The organism is Cytobacillus sp. S13-E01, assembly GCF_029193815.1.
Classification (GTDB): Bacteria; Bacillota; Bacilli; order Bacillales; family Bacillaceae_L; genus Bacillus_BV.
Genome location: NZ_JARFVC010000001.1, coordinates 207,515 through 225,853 on the forward strand (window position 1 = coordinate 207,515; position 18,339 = coordinate 225,853).

Here is an 18,339-nt window from a genome sequence, read left to right on the forward strand (position 1 = left end):
GATTAAGGGCTTGTTGCACGGTGTTAAGTATAATATGTAAAAAAGCAGTTATAGAGCCTATTTAAAGGTCTTTTAGGCCTATTACAGCCTATTTCAAATGCTATTTTTAATTCTTAGACGAGCCCTCACTTAAGCTTATGCACGGCATCAATAAACATGTCTCCTCTTTCTTCAAAAGTTTTATATTGATCCCAACTAGCGCAAGCAGGAGATAACAAAACGACATCACCAGCTATTGATAGCTCATAAGCAATATTTACCGCATGTTCCACATTATCGACATGTTGTATCGATTCTATTCCAGCTAGTTTTGCTGCTCGTTCAAGCTTACTCGCTGTTTGACCAAACGTAATAAGTGTTTTGACATTTTTTAGTTCGGGAATAAGCTCATCAAATTCATTTCCTCTATCAAGTCCACCCGCTAACAAAATAACTGGCTTTGCAAAAGCAGTAATCGCTTTTTTTGTTGCTAAGATATTTGTCGCCTTTGAATCATTATAAAACTTACGTCCAGCAATTGTTTCAACATATTGTAAACGGTGCTTTACTCCAGTAAATACATGTAAGACATCCCGAATCGTCTCATTATCGACACCTAATATTTTAGCTGCAGAAAGTGCAGCCATAATGTTTTCAAGATTGTGTTTTCCAGGTAGAGCAATATCTTTTAAAGAGAGGACGTTGTCTTGATTATAATAAATGCAATTATCTTTAATATAAGTCCCCTCTTTCAGAACTTGTTTTGTTGAAAATAAAACCTTTTTTGCTTTATTACTATCTCCTAAGGAAAGCACTTCCTCGTCATCAGCATTTAAAATACAATAATCCTCTTCGGTCTGGTTTTTAAATAATTGTCCTTTTGCATTGACATAATTCTTTCTTGATCCATGATAATCAATGTGTGCATCAAAAATATTTAAAAGAATCGCTATTTTCGGCCTAAACTCTTCAATACCCATCAATTGAAACGAAGATAACTCCGTAACAATTAGATTTTCACTTGATGCAGTTTGAGCAACTTCACATGCAACCGTACCAATATTACCAGCAATTAAAGGTTGCTTCTTCCCTTGTTTAAGAATGTCAAACAATAACGTAGTAGTCGTTGTTTTCCCATTAGATCCTGTAATTCCAATAAAGTCAGCCTCTGACACATGATAGCCAAGCTCTATTTCGGTAATGATTGGTATTTCCTTGTCCAGCGCTTTAAGGACAAGAGGATTGTTGTAGGGAATCCCAGGATTTTTTACAATAACGTCAAAATGATCATCCAAAATCTCAATTGGATGACCTCCGCAAATAACCTTTATACCTACTTCCTGCAACGCCTTACCCGCTTCATTTTCTTCAATTGGCAACCGATCGTTCACTGTGACCTCTGCCCCTAATTTATGAAGCAAGTTAGCAGCTGCTACCCCACTCTTAGCTAGCCCTAGAACAAGTATTTTCTTTTGTTGATATTCAGTAGTATTTTTCAATTAAATCCACACCTCTATATAAATTGCTAGTATTGCAAATAATAAGCCCACAGTCCAAAAGGTAACAACAACACGCCACTCTGACCAGCCAACTAACTCGTAATGATGATGTAATGGACTCATTTTAAAAATACGTTTTCCTGTTGTTTTAAAAGAAATGACTTGCAAAATCACTGACAATGTCTCAATTACAAAGACTCCACCCACTACAATAAGCAAAATTTCAAGCTTTAGTAAGATTGCTATTGTTGCAATAGCACCACCGAGCGCAAGTGAACCGGTGTCACCCATAAACACTTTCGCTGGGTGTGCGTTAAAAACAAGAAAACCAAGTAACGCTCCTACGATCGCTACAGAAAATATAGCAACCTCATATTGTGATTGATTCCACGCTAATACAGCAAAAGCACCAAACGCAATTGCCGCTGTACCAGAAACCAAGCCATCTAGTCCATCCGTTAAGTTTACTGCATTTGAAAACCCAACTAACCAGATGACAATAAACACTACATAAAACCATCCTAAATCGAATGAAATATCAAAACCAGGAATTTCTACCACAGTTGAAAAATTATACTTCTTAAATATAATATAGAAAATAATTGCTATTATCACTTGACAAGCTAATTTTTGTTTAGATGTAAGACCTAAATTTCTTTTCATAACTACTTTAATAAAATCATCTAGAAAGCCAAGTAAACCATATCCTAGTGTTACAAATAATAATAAATATGTTGTTACAGTTGGTTCTGCAAATTTCCCTGTCATAACAAGGGCTGTGATCACGATAGAGAGTAAAATAACTATTCCCCCCATAGTAGGGGTTCCAGATTTTTTTTGATGTGATTTAGGACCTTCTTCCCTAATGCTTTGTCCAAATTTTAATCTACGTAAGAAGGGAATAAATATTGGAGATAGTAAAACACAGATTAGAAATCCCATAATTATTGTAAATAAGATTACCTGTTCAAGCATGACTATTCCCTCCCTCCTCTTTATTTTGACTCGAATTTGCTAGCTTATTTTCTAATTCTTTTAATATAGCTATTACAGGACTATCATATGTGCAGTTTTTTTCATTATGATTATCAGTTCTAGGAAGTACAAATTTTGTTTGTACTTCAAAGCTAGTTTCATTCGTCTTTTCTACATAATAGGTGACTAACCTATTTAGTGCATCCAGTGTCTCTTGGACAAAAAATACTGGAAAGTGATTAGGAACAAGTTGAGGTAAAGGCAATTCTAGTGGCCAAATAGCGGCAATAGCTCCATGTGTAATCGCCTCGCTAAGAAACTCTTTAGCTTTTTTTTCATCAGTTGCTTTATTTATTATAGGAATATACAGACCCTTAGATACATATACATTCGAATCAACAAATACCGTAAGAAAAGGGAGCGTCTCATCTTGAATTCCTTTTGATGATTGGAAAAGATTTTTCACATGTTTATATACTAACATCAATACATCCGCTCCTTTATTGCTTGTGAAGCAACTAAACGATCGTCAAAATCAAAGACCTTCTCACCAATAATTTGATATGTTTCATGACCCTTACCTGCAATGATAATAACATCATCCTTATTTACTTTTTCAATAGCATATTTAATTGCAGCTGCCCGATCGATGATCGTCTCGTACTTTTCACCAGGCACTCCTGCTTCCATATCGTCTAAGATTGCCTTTGGTTCTTCAGAGCGTGGATTATCTGACGTGAAAATAGCCGTATCCGCATACTTGGTTGCTATTTTTGCCATCAATGGCCGCTTTGTACGATCTCTATCGCCCCCACACCCTACAATTACAAAAACATTTCCTTTAGCAAACTGCTTTACTGTTGTAAGTACGTTCTCTAAGCTGTCAGGGGTGTGTGCATAATCCACTATTACTGTGTAGCCCTGTCCTTCGTTCACTAGTTCAAAACGACCTGAGACACCTTCCATTATTTCAATCGATTTAACAATTCTGTCAATTGGAATGTTTGAATACAAACAAGCAGATATAGCAGCTAATACGTTATAGACACTGAATTTCCCTATAAGTTTCATCTTAACTTTTTTTGTCCCGTGTGGTGTAATTAAGGTAAACACTGTTCCCGATGATGTCATTTTTATATCTTCAGCCATGACATCACTCTTTTTGTCAATACCATACGTAATGACCGTAGCCGAGGTACTTTTTATATATTCCTCAGTCGCATTATCATCATTATTTAATATCGCAAATTTCGGTTTGCTGTGATCAAAGTGGTTTCCTAAGCCCGCAAAAAGCAGGCCCTTTGCTCTTCGATAATCGTCCATCGATGTATGAAAGTCCAAATGATCTTGGGTCAGATTGGTAAATACTGCCATATTAAATTCACAACCATGGACCCTTCCTATATCGAGTGCATGTGAAGAAACCTCCATTACTGCTGTATCTACCTTTTCTTCTACCATTTTAGAAAATGTTTTTTGCAATGTTAAAGATTCGGGTGTTGTATTTTTGGTTTCGTAGGTGTTTTCACCTATTTTTATATACATTGTGCCTATCATACCGGTTTTTTTACCATTATCGCTAAACATTTTTTCGATAATGTGTGTGGTCGAAGTTTTTCCGTTTGTTCCGGTAACACCTATAAGATGAAGCTTTTGTGTAGGTTGGTTATAAAATGCATCAGCCAGCACTGCCATTGCTCTTCTTGTGTCATTTGTTTTTATCACAGGTACAGTTACATCAAGATCCCTCTGGGAAACAATAGCAACTGCTCCTTTTTCTTCTGCTTGCTTTGCAAAATCATGTCCATCAAAATTATATCCCTTAATACATATAAACAAGCAACCCTTTGTAACGGCACGTGAGTCCATTTCAACAGACGTGATTATAGGATTGGCCTGTCCGTCAATTGAATAGTTATGTAAATGAGATAATAACGTATGTAAATCCATCATTACCATTTCCTCTCAATAAATATCACGAGAACTCCGCATGAAAGTTCCTTATCTGTCGGTTGATTCGGTCATACAAATCATTCCCTTTATAGATTCATTTCCCCTAAGAACGGATATTCTAAAATATACTTAAGTTAACATATTACGATATTTCTATCTTACCTGTCTAGGGTCTTTTTAGCCCAACACACAAAAATTCTATACTAAGCTATTTTATATGATAGTACTCACACATGTAAATCCTATTGATTAGAAAATAGGTTTTCTAACAGCATGATACTAACTTAATATCGTTTGGGGGTAGAGGATTATCAATAGAAAAAAGAAGCCAAAAGGAAAGTTCCTAATGGCTATTACTCTTTTTTCGAAGAATCGTCGTCTTTTTTATCATCTTCTGTACCCATATACACTCGTATTGAAGTTCCCTCTTTTACTTTAACACCCGGGTCTGGCGCTTGTTCCACAACAACATTTCCTTCACCGCTAATATCTAATTTAATATTTAATAATTGTTGCTGAATTTCTTGTTTAGTTAAACCAATTACATTTGGTACTTGGACCAGTTTTGGATCTAACCAAGATGTAGATTTTTTTTCAATTTGGTTTTTTCGAGGCTCAATTCCTAAAGCCCTTAGGCTATCTTCCATAATGTTTCCTACAATCGGTGCAGCAACTACCCCTCCAAACTGAACTGTTCCTTTTGGATTGTCAACGGCTATATAAACAACAATTTGAGGATCATCCGCCGGAGCAAATCCTATAAATGAAACAACATGGTTATTTTGGAGATACCCTCCACCCGGCTTCGACTTTTGTGCTGTTCCGGTCTTACCTCCGACTCTATAACCTTCAACAAATGCTCCTTTTCCAGTTCCCTGAGCAACAACACTTTCTAATGCATAACGGACTTCTTTTGATGTTTCCTCGGAGATAACTCTTCTTTTTGCTTGTGGGGTATTTCTACTAATTACATCTCCAGATATAGGATCTAACCATTCCTTGGCAATGTATGGAGTATAAAGAGTTCCACCATTAACTGCAGCTGCAACAGCTGCAACCTGCTGGATTGGTGTGACAGATACACCTTGACCAAAAGCAGTAGTTGCTTGTTCAACTGGACCTACCCTATCCAAATCAAACAAAATTCCTTTACCCTCACCTTGAAGGTCTATTCCAGTCTTTTGACCAAATCCAAAATCCTTAATGTACTTAAATAGTGCTTCTTTCCCCAAACGATCTCCTAATTCCACAAAACCTGGATTACATGAATTTTGTACAACTTCTAAAAATGTTTGGTCACCATGTCCACCTTTTTTCCAACATCGTAACCTAGCATTACCTACTTTAACAAAGCCAGGATCTGTAAATGTATCTTTTTCTAAATCGACTTTTCCCTCTTCTAACGCTGCGGCAAGAGTGATTATTTTAAATGTAGAACCAGGCTCATATGTACTCCATACTGGTAAATTACGATTATATATTTCTGAAGGTACATTTTTAAAATTGGCTGGATCAAAATCTGGTCTACTTGACATAGCAAGGATTTCACCATTATTAGGATTCATAGCAATAGCTATTACACCATCAGGATTATATGTTGCTTCCGCTATATCTAACTCTCTTTCAATGATTGTCTGAACACGAGTATCAATTGTTAGTTTTAAGTTTAAGCCGTCTTCTGGTGGTGTATAATCATCTGCGATATTAGGCATCCGTTTTCCTTTTGCATCTGAATAGAACTGCACACTTCCTTGTTTACCACTAAGCTGCTCATCATAGTACAATTCAAGTCCTGTCAATCCTTGGTTATCAATGCCCGCAAATCCTAATACATGTGATAAATAACTTCCAAATGGATAATTGCGTTTTGAATCCTCCGCTATATATACTCCCTTTAAACCTAAAGCCCTAATCTCCTTTGCCTTTTCATGAGTGATTTTTCTTCCTTCAGGGTGAATTCTTTCAATTGATGCTTTTTTCGTTACATGTTTATACGCCTTTTCCTTAGACATATTTAAGGCAGCTGCCAGCTTCTCTGCTGTTTCAACTGGGTCTTCTACTTGTCTTGGAACAACCATAACAGATGGCGCACTCATATTTGTCGCTAGCTCAACACCATTACGATCTAGTATCTCCCCTCGCTCAGGTTCAAAAGGTATGTTACGACTCCAAGAGTCTTCTGCAAGTCCTGTTAATTTATTTCCTAAAATGAACTGAACATAACCTAATCGAACATCGATAATCAAAAAGATTAAAAACCCAACGAGTAAAACAATTGCTAGCCTTTTCCTAACAGTTACATTTGAGACCCGCATAATAGATAAGAACCTCCTTTAATCTAGGCTCTTTCAAATATATGCTTGTACTTTTTTGCATAGAACAAAAATATGTTCAAAAAAATGGAATCAGCATATAACGCCAATTCCATAACAAATTATTATTTAATTAAGAGGAGGTTCTTCCTTTGTTTCACCATCTATGTCAGTTTCTGCAATTTCTTCCTCAACCTTTTTCGTAAACGGCGGTTCTAGTTGAATTATAAGATAGTCATTTTCTTTTATTTTTGTACCTGGAGCAAGGTTCTGCTTTACTACATAACCATTGCCAACAATATTTGGTTTTAGTTTTGTTACATTAGCAATTTTCATTATATCCCTAAGAGACCATCCAGTTACATCAGGCATTTGAACATCACCATCAGTTAGCAAAATCACCTTCTCTCCAGGGTTCACACTTTCACCTTCATACGGAATTTGGGTTACTACCTTATTCCCCGTTCCTAGAGTAATAACCTCAATCTGCTGTTTTGAGAGTTGTTTCAAAACACTATCTATAGATTTACCACTATATGATTGTAATTGAAAACCTCGCTGGATATCATTAGTCTTTTCGGATTTCTCCTGGTTTGTAGGCTCAATATTCATGTATTGTAAGCTGTTTTTCATGACAGGATTAAAAATCAATGAGACGGGTTCAGAACCCTTTTCATAGTCTTCAAGCTTAGGTTGCTCTACAGCTACATAAACAATAAGTTTGGGATCATTCTTTGGTGCCATACCTATGAATGAAAATATATTGTTTCCAAGACCGGTTAAGTAACCACCTTTTGGATCAGGAATTTGAGCTGTTCCTGTTTTGCCAGCTACGTCATAGCCTTCTAGATAATATAGTTTACCGGTCCCATTTTCTGATGTAACAACTGTTTCTAATAGATCTAATACCTTTTTAGAGGTTTCAGCTGAAATAGGGCTACCTACCTCCTGAGGCTTGTAATCCTTCAATACCTTATCCGTATCTGGATCGACAATCTTATCTACTACATAAGGTTTCATCATTTTCCCATTGTTTGTTATTGCTGTTGCAGCCTGAATTTGTTGAATTGGAGTAAACGCAGACCCTTGACCAAATGCAGTTGTTATTTTATCCAACTCATATTGGAAATTTATTAGGCTATTTACTTCGCCTTCAAGATTAATTCCTGTCGGTTGATTAAACCCAAAACGGTTTAGGTATTGAAGTAAATTATCTGTCCCTAGTTTTTCAGCAGCAAGCTTAGCAAATGCAACGTTCGAGGAACGTTGTACCCCTTCATCGAAGGTAATCTTGCCCCATCCAAGTTTGTTGTGATCTCTAATTCTATCACTACCAACATAGTATTCACCTGATTGATAAACTTCATCGCCATTGTAAACACCTTCTTCTATAGCCGCAGCGAGGGTGAAAATTTTCATTGTCGATCCTGGCTCAAAGCGATATGAAATTGCATCATTTAAATAATTGGTTATATCACGAACATTTGGATTAAAACTCGGCCGCGTACTCATCGCTAAAATCTCACCTGTTTTTGCATTTGCAACAATACCGATCATTTTATTAGCTTCATATTTTTTAGCAGCATTATTCATAGAGTCTTCTAAAAACGTTTGAATTTTTTGATCTATTGTTAAATAAACATTATTCCCGTTATCCGGGGCTATAATTTGCTCTTTCGCATCAGGAAGCTTAAAACCTTTTTTGTCTGATTGGAATTTCATGTAGCCATCCTCTTCCTGAAGATACTCATCTAGGCTTTTTTCAAGACCTAACATTCCAACCGTAACATTTTTATTACCATCTTCATCTTCTTCAAGCTTTTGGGCATACCCGATAGTGTGAGATGCGAACGTACCATTTGGATAATATCGTTTCGAATCACGGATAAATGCAATGCCCGGTAAATCCAATGCCTCAATTTCTAATTTAAGACTATGATTAATATCTCGACCCTTTGAGCCAAATTCAACTTGTTTTCTGTCTTTACTAAGTATGCTAACTAAATCAGCTTCATTCATCTCTAAAAATGGTGCTAATTTACGAGCAGTATCCTGTGGATCCACTACGTGCTGCGGGTCTTTATCATTTGTTGTAAGAGTTTCATCTAAAATTGCAACAACAGTGTATGCAGGTGTATCTTGAGCTATAGCTTGTCCTCTTCGATCATAGATCGTCCCTCTTTGGGCCTCAATTGTTTTTTGCTTTGTATACTTCTTTTCTGCAAGAGCAGCTAGTACTTGTCCATCAACGACACCAGTGGTTTGTATGTATATAAATCTCCCAATTAATAAAAAAAAGAGCATCGCAAATAAAATCGTTATTAACGCAGCTCCTCTATTTATATTTTTACTTTTAGGCCATTTCATAACGTTAATCCACTACTACTTTTACATTATCTTCATTTAAAAATAAACCAAGTTCTTGGGCTTTCCCCCATATTCTCTCATATGTACTTAGTTCCTTTACTTGAACAAGTAAATCATTATTTTGTTTAGATTGACCTTCAATTACTGATTCTATTTGCTGGATTTCAATGTTTGTATTATATATAGCAATTTGATTTGAGACAATTTCTGTAGCCCCAAACAAAACTGCACACGCGAATAAAAATCCTAGACATTTTTCACCCAAGGTAAACCTTGCTTTTTTATTGACAGATACCTTTTTCTTAACGGTTAACTCCTCTTGATATTTGTGATTATGATTGATTTTATACGCTAAATTACTCAACTTGAAATCCTCCTTCTCCCATTTGTTCTATTATATCTATAATTTCTCTGCAATTCTTAATTTAGCAGATCTTGCCCTATTATTTACCTCTAGTTCATCTTCTGAAGGTAAGATTGGTTTTCTAGTTACAAGTTTTAGTTTCGGTTTATACTCATCGGGGATGACAGGAAATCCCGGTGGTAACTTCGGCCCTTCACTTGCTTTTTTAAAGGCAACCTTACAAATGCGATCTTCTAATGAGTGAAACGTTATCACACTTATTCTTCCCCCGGTTCTTAACAATTCAATTGATTGTGTAACTGCATCCTCAAACACTTTTAGCTCATCATTTACAGCTATCCTAATTGCTTGAAATACACGTTTCGCAGGATGTCCACCAGTTCTTCTAGCTGGCGCTGGTATCCCTTCTTTGATTAACTCTACCAGCTCAGCTGTTGTATTTATCGGTTTTTGTTCACGTGCAGCCTCAATTTTACGGGCAATTTGTTTAGAAAATTTTTCTTCACCATATTGAAAAAAGATCCTAACTAGTTTTTCATATGACCATGAATTTACTACATCATAAGCTGAGAATTCCGAGTCCCTGTCCATTCTCATGTCAAGTGGAGCATCGTGGTGGTAACTGAATCCACGTTCTGGGGTGTCTAACTGCGGCGATGATACACCTAAATCATATAAGATCCCATCAACTTCAGTAATTCCTCTTTTAGCTAATTGTGCAGAGATATGTAAAAAATTACTTTTTATCAAAACAACTTTATCACCATATTCAGCTAGTTTTTCCTTAGCATTGCTTATCGCAGTATTGTCTTGATCAAAAGCATATAATTTACCCGCTCCAGTTAATTTTGAAGCTATATATATGCTATGCCCTGCACCACCAAGTGTGCAGTCAACATAGATTCCATCCTTTTTTAATTGTAATCCATCAACCGCTTCGTTTAGTAGAACCGTTGTGTGTTGAAACATGTTAGCACCTCTAACCTAATTTCTAGTGATGAACAAAAAGCTTTACCCCTTTTTGAACATTCCCTTGTAGTAGTTTCCACAAAAATTTGTATTATATATCAAAATCAATCATATTTTCTGCAATTTCGGAGAAAGATTCTTCAGAGTGTGAAAAATACTCTTCCCACTTCGTTTTTTCCCAAATCTCTATCCTGTTCGAGACGCCAATTACAACACATTCCTTCGCTAACCCAGCGTATGACAGTAATGGTGATGCAATATTAACTCTTCCTTGTTTATCTATTTCACATTCAGTGGCACCCGAAAAGAAAAACCTTGTAAACGCACGGGCATCTTTCTTTGTAAGTGGGAGGGTTTTCAATTTATCCTCGAGTATTTTCCATTCACTGAGTGGATAACCAAATAAACACTGGTCCAATCCCCTAGTTAAGACAAACGTCTCACCAAGGCTATCCCTGAATTTTGCCGGGACAATCATTCGACCTTTACTATCAATATTGTGATGGTATTCTCCCATGAACATACCCAGCGTCCCCACTTTCTGAGTTAATACTACCACAATCCCCCACTTTTCACCACCAATATTTTAATTATTCTCCCTAATAAAAAAAACCCTGCAAATAACAGAGTTTTTTTATAAAAAACTATATTTAATTATACTTTATGAGTCTTGTGCCTTAAAAAACTGGTTCTACGTTGACCCGCTTCCTTTTAGTAAGAAAAACTACTGCTGAAAAGAATACAATACATTCTTATAGGCGCATAACAGCCCCCACTAGGGAAGTTTTCTTTATACCTTAATAATTTTATGCTCCCAATCAAATACAAACGTTAATTTCATCATGTCATGCACAAAATCAAGGCCATACCTATTTAAATAATAAAAGATATTCCATACCCTTTCTTGAGGAGAGCTGTTTGGATATAATGACATTTCTATTTTGCTAAATTTATTAAGCTCAACCTGGTGTTTGTTCTCAATTTGCTTGTTTATCGTATTCTTTACAAAATTGAATTGAGATTGGATTATGCTAGCATTTTTAAGTAATAAACCTTCCATACTTTCATCTATTTTTAATGCCGCTACTCTTATTTGTTTATGTAACAACTCAACTTCACTTTGAACATTATCTACAATTTCATCTACATTAAATGATGTATGAGCCTTTATCCATTGTTCCTTCTGCCCAGTTACACCCGATGTTAGAACAGTCTCAATAGGGAGGTTAAGTTCTTTTAGATCATTGTCAATATTTCGTTCGATTAATGTTATCATTATCCTAGGCACAACCGGAGGCATTTGAAGGTTGAATAGAGAGAATACTTCTTTTAGTTCCGCCCAGTAGGCAACCTCTCCAGGCCCTGAAATGAAAGCTAGTGTTGGAAATAAAAACTCCTGCATTAAAGGACGTGTAACAACATTATTACTCAACTTCTCAGGGTGATGCTCCGCAATATCTAGTAATTGATCTGCTGTAAATTCACACTCATTACTTTTTCCACGAAACACTTTTTCTTCCGGACAATATTCTAATAAAATTCGTTCCCCATCTAGGTGGTAAAACAAATTAGCTGATTTGGGCTGCATTTCGATTATTTTGTGATAGCCATTGTCCTGCAATTTTTGTTGTTGAATCATTACAGAATCATGAATTTCTTTGTTGCTTTCGATCATCGTTTTAAAATAGTCAGATTCAATCTTGCGAAGTTCTTCTGATCCCGAATCAACCATAACTACTCCATACTCTCCAAAGAGTTCAGTAATGATTGAAACAAATAAATCCACATATGTAGTTGCATGATTAACCATTTCATTTAGTTTATGTAATAGTTCATTTGTAAATTCTGTTTCACCATATGATTCAAAAATTCCCTGTATATATGTCAAACATATTTCTTTATCCATTTCAATATTTGAAACAGATTTCTTTAGTTGTTGTTGATGGGGCACCATTTTCTTTTTTATTAGAGCCCGTTCCGCTACGTATACATGGTTAATCTCAGCAAAATCGTGATCCTCACCAGCGACCCAAAAAATAGGTACGACTGGGCAATTAAGCTCTCGTTCTTGTTGCTCAGCAAGCTTTAAAATAGATACTAACTTGTGGATCGTATAAAGAGGACCGGTTAGTATACCAGCTTGTTGCCCTCCAATTACCGCAACACTATTCTGGTCTTTTAATTTATTTATATTCGCTACCGTTTTTTCACTACAATTAAACCTTTGGTTATAGGTTTGCAGATGTTCTACAAGGCTATCCCTGGGAAACGACCTTTTGATAATGGCATCCTTTCTAGTTTGAAAAACTGATGGATAGTGTATGTTATAATCAAAAAAACGTTCCATATCTATATCATTTGTGAGATAATCCGTTACAAATTTATTATTTGAAGGGATAGAGATATTTTGAATCTCCATATTTAGAAACTTCCTTTCTAAGTAAACGTATGTGTAGTCTATTCGAAATTATAGCACTTTTTACTTTGAAAGAAAAAAAACTTGCTTAATGAATTGTTGTTTCGTATACACGCCTAATTAAACCGACAACCATTAAGACAAAATAACTAACTACAAACAGTAAAAAAGTAAAGCGCCAGAAGCCTTTTAATACTTTGGTTGTATCAATTTCTTGTTTTACCTTCCAATGAATAAATACAAAGATCATAGCAGTCAATAATAAAATAATGATGAGTAGCCAAAGATAGGAATTTCCTACAATAACCAAAATCAGAAAATGAACTGAAATAATGAACAAAATAGTAGATAAATCCACTGTTAATAAGAACGATTTCTTTTTATTTGATATAACACTCTTACAAATTATATAAATAATAATTAATCCAATAATTGGCATAGTGACTATAGTAGCCGTAATTCCTGCAATCAATCCCTCCATTTAATCTCTCCCCTGCCCTTCTAGTCCCTTTATTGCATCATATAAAAAAGGTGTGAGCTTCAATGATATATTTTTACTAGCCCCTTCATTGATTATAAAACCTAGAATAGCATCTATTTCAGTCTTTCTTCCTTCTTCAATATCCTTAAGCATCGAAGACCTATTTTTAGCTGTCCGTTCACAAACCTCCACAATACGATTCCACGATTCACACTTATCACCAATCATTATGACGGAACTAATTTCATTGTATAATTCTTTCATATTTTTCATGAAATGAGGGTTTCTGATTAGTTCTCCATTTGGGATTTTATAGATAGCTGTAAGTGGATTTATTGCACTATTAATAATTAGCTTCTCAGCTACCATACTGTACCAGTCTTCCACAAGCACAAAAGGAAAATAATGTGGCGTTTCCAAGGAATGCACAATTCCTCTATCCAAACTTCCCTTTAAAGCTGCAATTTTTGTTTGTCCAATTCCAGTATGTTCTACACTATTGTCTGTCAGCTTTAATGCACCATGCTCGACAATTCCGATGTAGACATTCTTGTTAATTAGGTCTTTAAGCAGTGAAAGGTGCCCCATACCGTTTTGGATAAAAACTATATTACAATGTACATTTTTTAATCCTTTCTCTTTATCTAAAAGCTCTTTAAGATGGTATTGTTTTACCGCGACAATTACTAGATCCTTATCAAAAGGATGGTTACAAAGTTGCTCGGCTTTTATTTTAAAATGTCGTTTATGATTATTACTGACTAATGAAAGGCCAGCTTCGTTTAGTTTCTTTGCTTGTTCTGATCTTTTAGTGTAGATGGTTATATCATGGTTGTCCGCTAAATAAGCAGCAAATAAGAGTCCGATAGCACCGCCACCAAGAATACCAATTTTCATTTGTAAAACCTCTCTAACTTTTGTACTATTCATATTTTACCAAAAAACATATCGATAGGTTACCTTTAATTAGTAGTTATTTTTATTTTAAAAGTAAGAAAAGAACCAATAGCGAATTTCTCGCTATTGGTTCTTCTTTTCACACGGGATATACAGGATGTTTTCGCTGACCGAAGATTAATTCTTTTGTTTCATATAAAGCCAATCTATTACATAACACATCACGTAATTCAGATGCCGCAACGATATCATCGACAATCATTTCTGATGCTAGCTTATAAATATCAATATGCTCTTTATACTCTTGATGTTTTTGTAAAACGAATGCTAGCTTTTCTTTTGGATCCTCAATCTCATTGATCTTGTTTGAGTATACAGCATTTACAGCAGCTTCTGGACCCATAACCGCTATTTGAGCAGTTGGCAATGCGATACAGCAATCTGGTTCAAATGCAGGACCAGCCATAGCATACAATCCTGCACCATAAGCTTTACGAACAATAACTGATATTTTAGGAACTGTCGCTGAGCTCATCGCCGCTATAAGTTTAGCGCCGTGACGAATGATACCTGCTCTTTCTACTTTTGTTCCAATCATAAAGCCGGGAACATCAGCTAAGAATAGTAGCGGTATGTGGAAAGCGTCGCATAGCATAATAAATTTGGCTGCCTTATCTGCTGAATCGACAAATAAAACTCCGCCCTTTACTTTCGGCTGATTTGCAATAATCCCCACGGGACGACCATCGATCCGCGCCAGGCCTGTAATAATTTCTGGAGCGAAAAGCTTTTTAACTTCAAAGAAACTGCCTTCATCGATTAGCGCATCAATACACTCATACATATCAAATGGTGCATTTTGATTTTCAGGAATTATATCGACTAAATTTCTTCCTTGTTTTGGAGCCACACTTTCCACTACTTCTGGTTTTTTTTCAAAGTTTTCAGGAAAATAGCTCAAATATTTACGAGCCTCTGCAATTGCTTCTTCCTCATTTGGAGCTAATACATCTCCACAACCACTAACTGAACAATGCATTCTCGCTCCGCCCATTTCTTCTAGTGTTACCTTTTCCCCAATTACTTTTTCCGCCATTCTAGGAGACCCTAAGTACATTGAGGCATTTTTATCAACCATAATTACAATATCACAAAAGGCAGGTATATAGGCTCCTCCAGCAGCAGATGGACCAAATAAAACACATATCTGCGGGATCATACCTGAAAATTTCACTTGGTTATAAAATATTCTTCCTGCTCCACGTCGATTTGGAAACATTTCTACTTGGTCAGTGATTCTTGCACCAGCAGAATCAACTAAATATAGTAACGGAACACGAAGCTTTTCTGCTGTTTCTTGAATTCGGATTATCTTTTCAACAGTTCTTGCGCCCCAAGAGCCTGCTTTAATAGTCGAATCATTGGCCATCACACAAACAGTCTGCCCATTCACCTTACCAATTGCCGTTACAACTCCATCAGCTGGTAAATCACCCGCTTGATTATTGGCAAACTTTCCATCTTCTGTATATTCACCTTTATCAAATAAAAGCTGTAGTCGCTCACGTACAAATAATTTATTCTGTTCTTTTAGTTTTTGGTGGTATTTCTCATGCCCACCAGATTCTATTTCAACATTTTTATCCTTAAGTTTTTTCTCTATGTCGCTTGTTCGAATCATCCTGCTCCCCCTTATTTATTGATTTTTCGCAGTAAAGGGCAGTACCCCCTCTTAGTCTCATTCACTAGAATGGGGGCTAACTGCCCGTAAAAAATTAACTAAGAATAGAAGATATATCCATCATGTTTATTCAAGAACGAGGAGTACGTCTCCTTCATTAACAAAATCACCAATATTCACTTTCAATTCCACCACTTTTCCAGCTTCAACACTTTCCACTGGAATTTCCATTTTCATAGACTCAAGCATTATTACTTCCTGTCCACTTGATATTTCATCACCTGTAGTAACTAATACGTTTAATACTGTACCTGCCATTGATGCTGTAATTTCTTTCATGCTCGCTTCCTCCTGAATAATTATTTTCCTACTGTTTATGAGTATGAACAGATTTTGTTAAATAAGCTGTTGTATATTGACCTTTATTAAAGGCTTCATCTGTTAAGATTGAAAGAAAAAGTGGAATATTAGTTTTGATGCCCTCCACCTGTAAATCAGCCAAGAAGCGATGTGACTGCTCTAATGTTTGCTCCCTGTTCGGGCCTCCTACAATTATCTTAGCAATCATCGGATCATAAAAAGGGGTAACAACAGATTGTGATTCATACCCGCTGTCCACTCGAACACCCTCAACTTCCGGATATGTAAACGTTTCAATCTTCCCTGGGGAAGGTAAAAAAGTATTTGGGTCTTCTGCATACAAACGGAATTCTATTGCGTGACCATGTGTGCTAATTTCTGCTTGATTAAGCGGTAGACTCTCACCACTAGCAACAAGAATTTGCCACTTAACTAGATCTAGGTTTGTGACCATCTCGGTGATGGGATGCTCTACTTGTAGGCGTGTATTCATTTCAAGAAAATAAAAATTTTCCTGTTCATCAACAATAAACTCAATTGTCCCTGCATTCGTATAATTAACATGCTTTGCAGCTAAAATTGCTGCATTAAATATCTTAGTTCTTGTTTCATTAGAAATAAATGGTGATGGTGTTTCTTCTACTACCTTTTGATTTCGTCGTTGAATTGAACAATCACGCTCAAAAAGATGCACAATATTACCATGACTATCCCCAAATATTTGCACTTCTATATGTCTCGCTTCATCAATAAATTTTTCAATAAACATCTCATCATTGCCGAAATATGCCTTTGCTCGCGCTTTTGTAGACTGGTAAGCTTTTGTTAGTGCTTGTTCATCTTCACATCTAATCATGCCTATCCCACCACCACCACCGCTCGCTTTCAACATCACAGGGTAACCAACATGGTCTGCAAAACTACAAGCCTCCTCTAGAGACTGTAAGCTAACTTCACTTCCAGGAACCACAGGGACTGAAGCATCAATCATTGTTTTGCGGGCTTTTACTTTATCTCCCATTAAGGAAATAATATCTGGACTTGGGCCAATAAAAATTATCCCTTGCTCTGTAATCGCCTTTGCAAACTCACTATTTTCTGATAAAAACCCATATCCAGGATGTATTGCATCTACCTGCTCCTGTTTTGCAATTTCAATTATCTTCTCTATTTGTAAATATGACTTAATAACGGGTGGTTCACCAACTCTGAACGCCTTTGATGCAAGTTTAACAAATGGAAGATCTTTATCAGCGTCAGAATAGATTGCGATAGTCTCTATTCCAAGCTCGTTGCAGGTCTTAATAATTCTTGATGCAATTTCTCCCCGATTTGCTATTAATATTTTTCGCAAACTGTAAACCCCTTTCATATATACTAAGACAAACCCTTTACAAACTTATATTTCTACATTTTTTTTAAAAATCCTTCTTTTTTGTGTAAACGCTTTCTATTATTTTCTACAGAATTATTTGTATTTTTGTTATATAATTAGTAATTATAGAGTCTTACCATGCCATAATGGTTACTATGATTAAGATAAGGACTTTGATAAGGGGGAATTATAATGGTTATTACAAAAGTTGAAAGGTTATTAATAAACTATAAAACATTAGAAGAGTTTAAGGAATTTAAGGAATATGGACTTCAAGAACTTTCGATGTTTGAAGATCTTCAAGCAAATATTATTGAAAATGACAGTGATTCACCTTTTTACGGAATTTATTACGGTGATAAACTAGTAGCGCGAATGAGCTTATATCGTTTTGATAAAAAGTTCGATAAATACTTTGAACCAGCTCACGATTATCTAGAATTATGGAAGCTTGAAGTATTATCAAATTATCAACGCAAAGGCTTTGGAAAAGCTCTTGTTGACTACGCAAAAAGCTTTGACCTTCCTATTAAAACAAACCCACGCGTAAAGTCAGCTGATTTTTGGAGCAAAATGGACTTCAAACCAGTAACCTACGATATGGAAAGAGACCTGGGGGAAAATCCACTTGTTTGGTATCCACAAGGTGTTCAAGAAAAAAATAATTAACCAGTAAACAAACAGCTGATCCGATGGGGTCAGCTGTTTAAG

At 35.9% G+C, this 18,339-nt stretch carries 16 protein-coding genes; 1 reads left to right on the forward strand and 15 read right to left on the reverse strand.

What is annotated here, in order from left to right:
- Positions 1 to 125: 125 nt before the first annotated feature.
- The 15 genes from murD to PY093_RS01050 all read right to left on the reverse strand — a co-directional run bounded on the left by murD (position 126) and on the right by PY093_RS01050 (position 17,607).
- The gene (gene murD, locus PY093_RS00980; protein WP_275643981.1) at positions 126 to 1,478 is read right to left on the reverse strand and encodes a UDP-N-acetylmuramoyl-L-alanine--D-glutamate ligase; all 1,353 of its coding nucleotides are present in this window, start codon (positions 1,476 to 1,478) and stop codon (positions 126 to 128) included.
- A complete protein-coding gene (gene mraY, locus PY093_RS00985) occupies positions 1,479 to 2,453 on the reverse strand; it encodes a phospho-N-acetylmuramoyl-pentapeptide-transferase (protein WP_275643982.1) in 975 nt (324 codons plus the stop codon). It abuts the gene before it with no gap.
- On the reverse strand, positions 2,446 to 2,940 hold the full coding sequence (locus PY093_RS00990) for a hypothetical protein (RefSeq protein WP_275643983.1): 495 nt from the start codon (positions 2,938 to 2,940) through the stop codon (positions 2,446 to 2,448). Before PY093_RS00990 ends, mraY begins: the two co-directional genes overlap by 8 nt.
- Positions 2,937 to 4,403 carry a UDP-N-acetylmuramoyl-L-alanyl-D-glutamate--2,6-diaminopimelate ligase gene (locus PY093_RS00995; protein WP_275644184.1) on the reverse strand — a complete coding sequence of 489 codons (1,467 nt, stop codon included), beginning with the start codon at positions 4,401 to 4,403 and terminating at the stop codon, positions 2,937 to 2,939. The genes PY093_RS00990 and PY093_RS00995 overlap by 4 nt, the downstream gene beginning before the upstream one ends.
- A 356-nt stretch (positions 4,404 to 4,759) precedes the next feature.
- Positions 4,760 to 6,721, reverse strand: coding sequence for a stage V sporulation protein D (locus PY093_RS01000; protein ID WP_275643984.1), 1,962 nt, complete (start codon positions 6,719 to 6,721; stop codon positions 4,760 to 4,762).
- 126 nt (positions 6,722 to 6,847) lie between these two features.
- Positions 6,848 to 9,085 (reverse strand): penicillin-binding protein, encoded by a 2,238-nt coding sequence (locus tag PY093_RS01005; protein WP_275643985.1) that lies wholly within the window; start codon positions 9,083 to 9,085, stop codon positions 6,848 to 6,850.
- 4 nt (positions 9,086 to 9,089) lie between these two features.
- Positions 9,090 to 9,449 (reverse strand): cell division protein FtsL, encoded by a 360-nt coding sequence (gene ftsL, locus PY093_RS01010; RefSeq protein ID WP_275643986.1) that lies wholly within the window; start codon positions 9,447 to 9,449, stop codon positions 9,090 to 9,092.
- A 36-nt stretch (positions 9,450 to 9,485) separates the two neighbouring features.
- The gene (rsmH, locus tag PY093_RS01015; protein WP_275643987.1) at positions 9,486 to 10,418 is read right to left on the reverse strand and encodes a 16S rRNA (cytosine(1402)-N(4))-methyltransferase RsmH; all 933 of its coding nucleotides are present in this window, start codon (positions 10,416 to 10,418) and stop codon (positions 9,486 to 9,488) included.
- A 91-nt stretch (positions 10,419 to 10,509) separates the two neighbouring features.
- Positions 10,510 to 10,941 (reverse strand): division/cell wall cluster transcriptional repressor MraZ, encoded by a 432-nt coding sequence (gene mraZ, locus PY093_RS01020; protein ID WP_275643988.1) that lies wholly within the window; start codon positions 10,939 to 10,941, stop codon positions 10,510 to 10,512.
- A gap of 267 nt (positions 10,942 to 11,208) precedes the next feature.
- Positions 11,209 to 12,837, reverse strand: coding sequence for a bacillithiol biosynthesis cysteine-adding enzyme BshC (gene bshC / locus PY093_RS01025; protein ID WP_275643989.1), 1,629 nt, complete (start codon positions 12,835 to 12,837; stop codon positions 11,209 to 11,211).
- Positions 12,838 to 12,922: 85 nt separating this feature from the next.
- Positions 12,923 to 13,315: a DUF3397 domain-containing protein gene (locus PY093_RS01030; RefSeq protein ID WP_275643990.1), complete on the reverse strand. Its 393-nt coding sequence runs from the start codon at positions 13,313 to 13,315 to the stop codon at positions 12,923 to 12,925.
- On the reverse strand, positions 13,316 to 14,212 hold the full coding sequence (locus PY093_RS01035; protein ID WP_275643991.1) for a 2-dehydropantoate 2-reductase: 897 nt from the start codon (positions 14,210 to 14,212) through the stop codon (positions 13,316 to 13,318).
- Between the two features lie 139 nt (positions 14,213 to 14,351).
- Positions 14,352 to 15,893: an acyl-CoA carboxylase subunit beta gene (locus PY093_RS01040; protein ID WP_275643992.1), complete on the reverse strand. Its 1,542-nt coding sequence runs from the start codon at positions 15,891 to 15,893 to the stop codon at positions 14,352 to 14,354.
- A gap of 126 nt (positions 15,894 to 16,019) precedes the next feature.
- Positions 16,020 to 16,232 carry an acetyl-CoA carboxylase biotin carboxyl carrier protein subunit gene (locus PY093_RS01045; RefSeq protein WP_275643993.1) on the reverse strand — a complete coding sequence of 71 codons (213 nt, stop codon included), beginning with the start codon at positions 16,230 to 16,232 and terminating at the stop codon, positions 16,020 to 16,022.
- Between the two features lie 28 nt (positions 16,233 to 16,260).
- Positions 16,261 to 17,607 carry an acetyl-CoA carboxylase biotin carboxylase subunit gene (locus PY093_RS01050; protein WP_275643994.1) on the reverse strand — a complete coding sequence of 449 codons (1,347 nt, stop codon included), beginning with the start codon at positions 17,605 to 17,607 and terminating at the stop codon, positions 16,261 to 16,263.
- 213 nt (positions 17,608 to 17,820) lie between these two features.
- On the opposite strand from PY093_RS01050, the gene PY093_RS01055 reads away from it, so the two are divergent.
- Positions 17,821 to 18,297: an N-acetyltransferase gene (locus PY093_RS01055; protein ID WP_275643995.1), complete on the forward strand. Its 477-nt coding sequence runs from the start codon at positions 17,821 to 17,823 to the stop codon at positions 18,295 to 18,297.
- Positions 18,298 to 18,339: the final 42 nt, after the last annotated feature.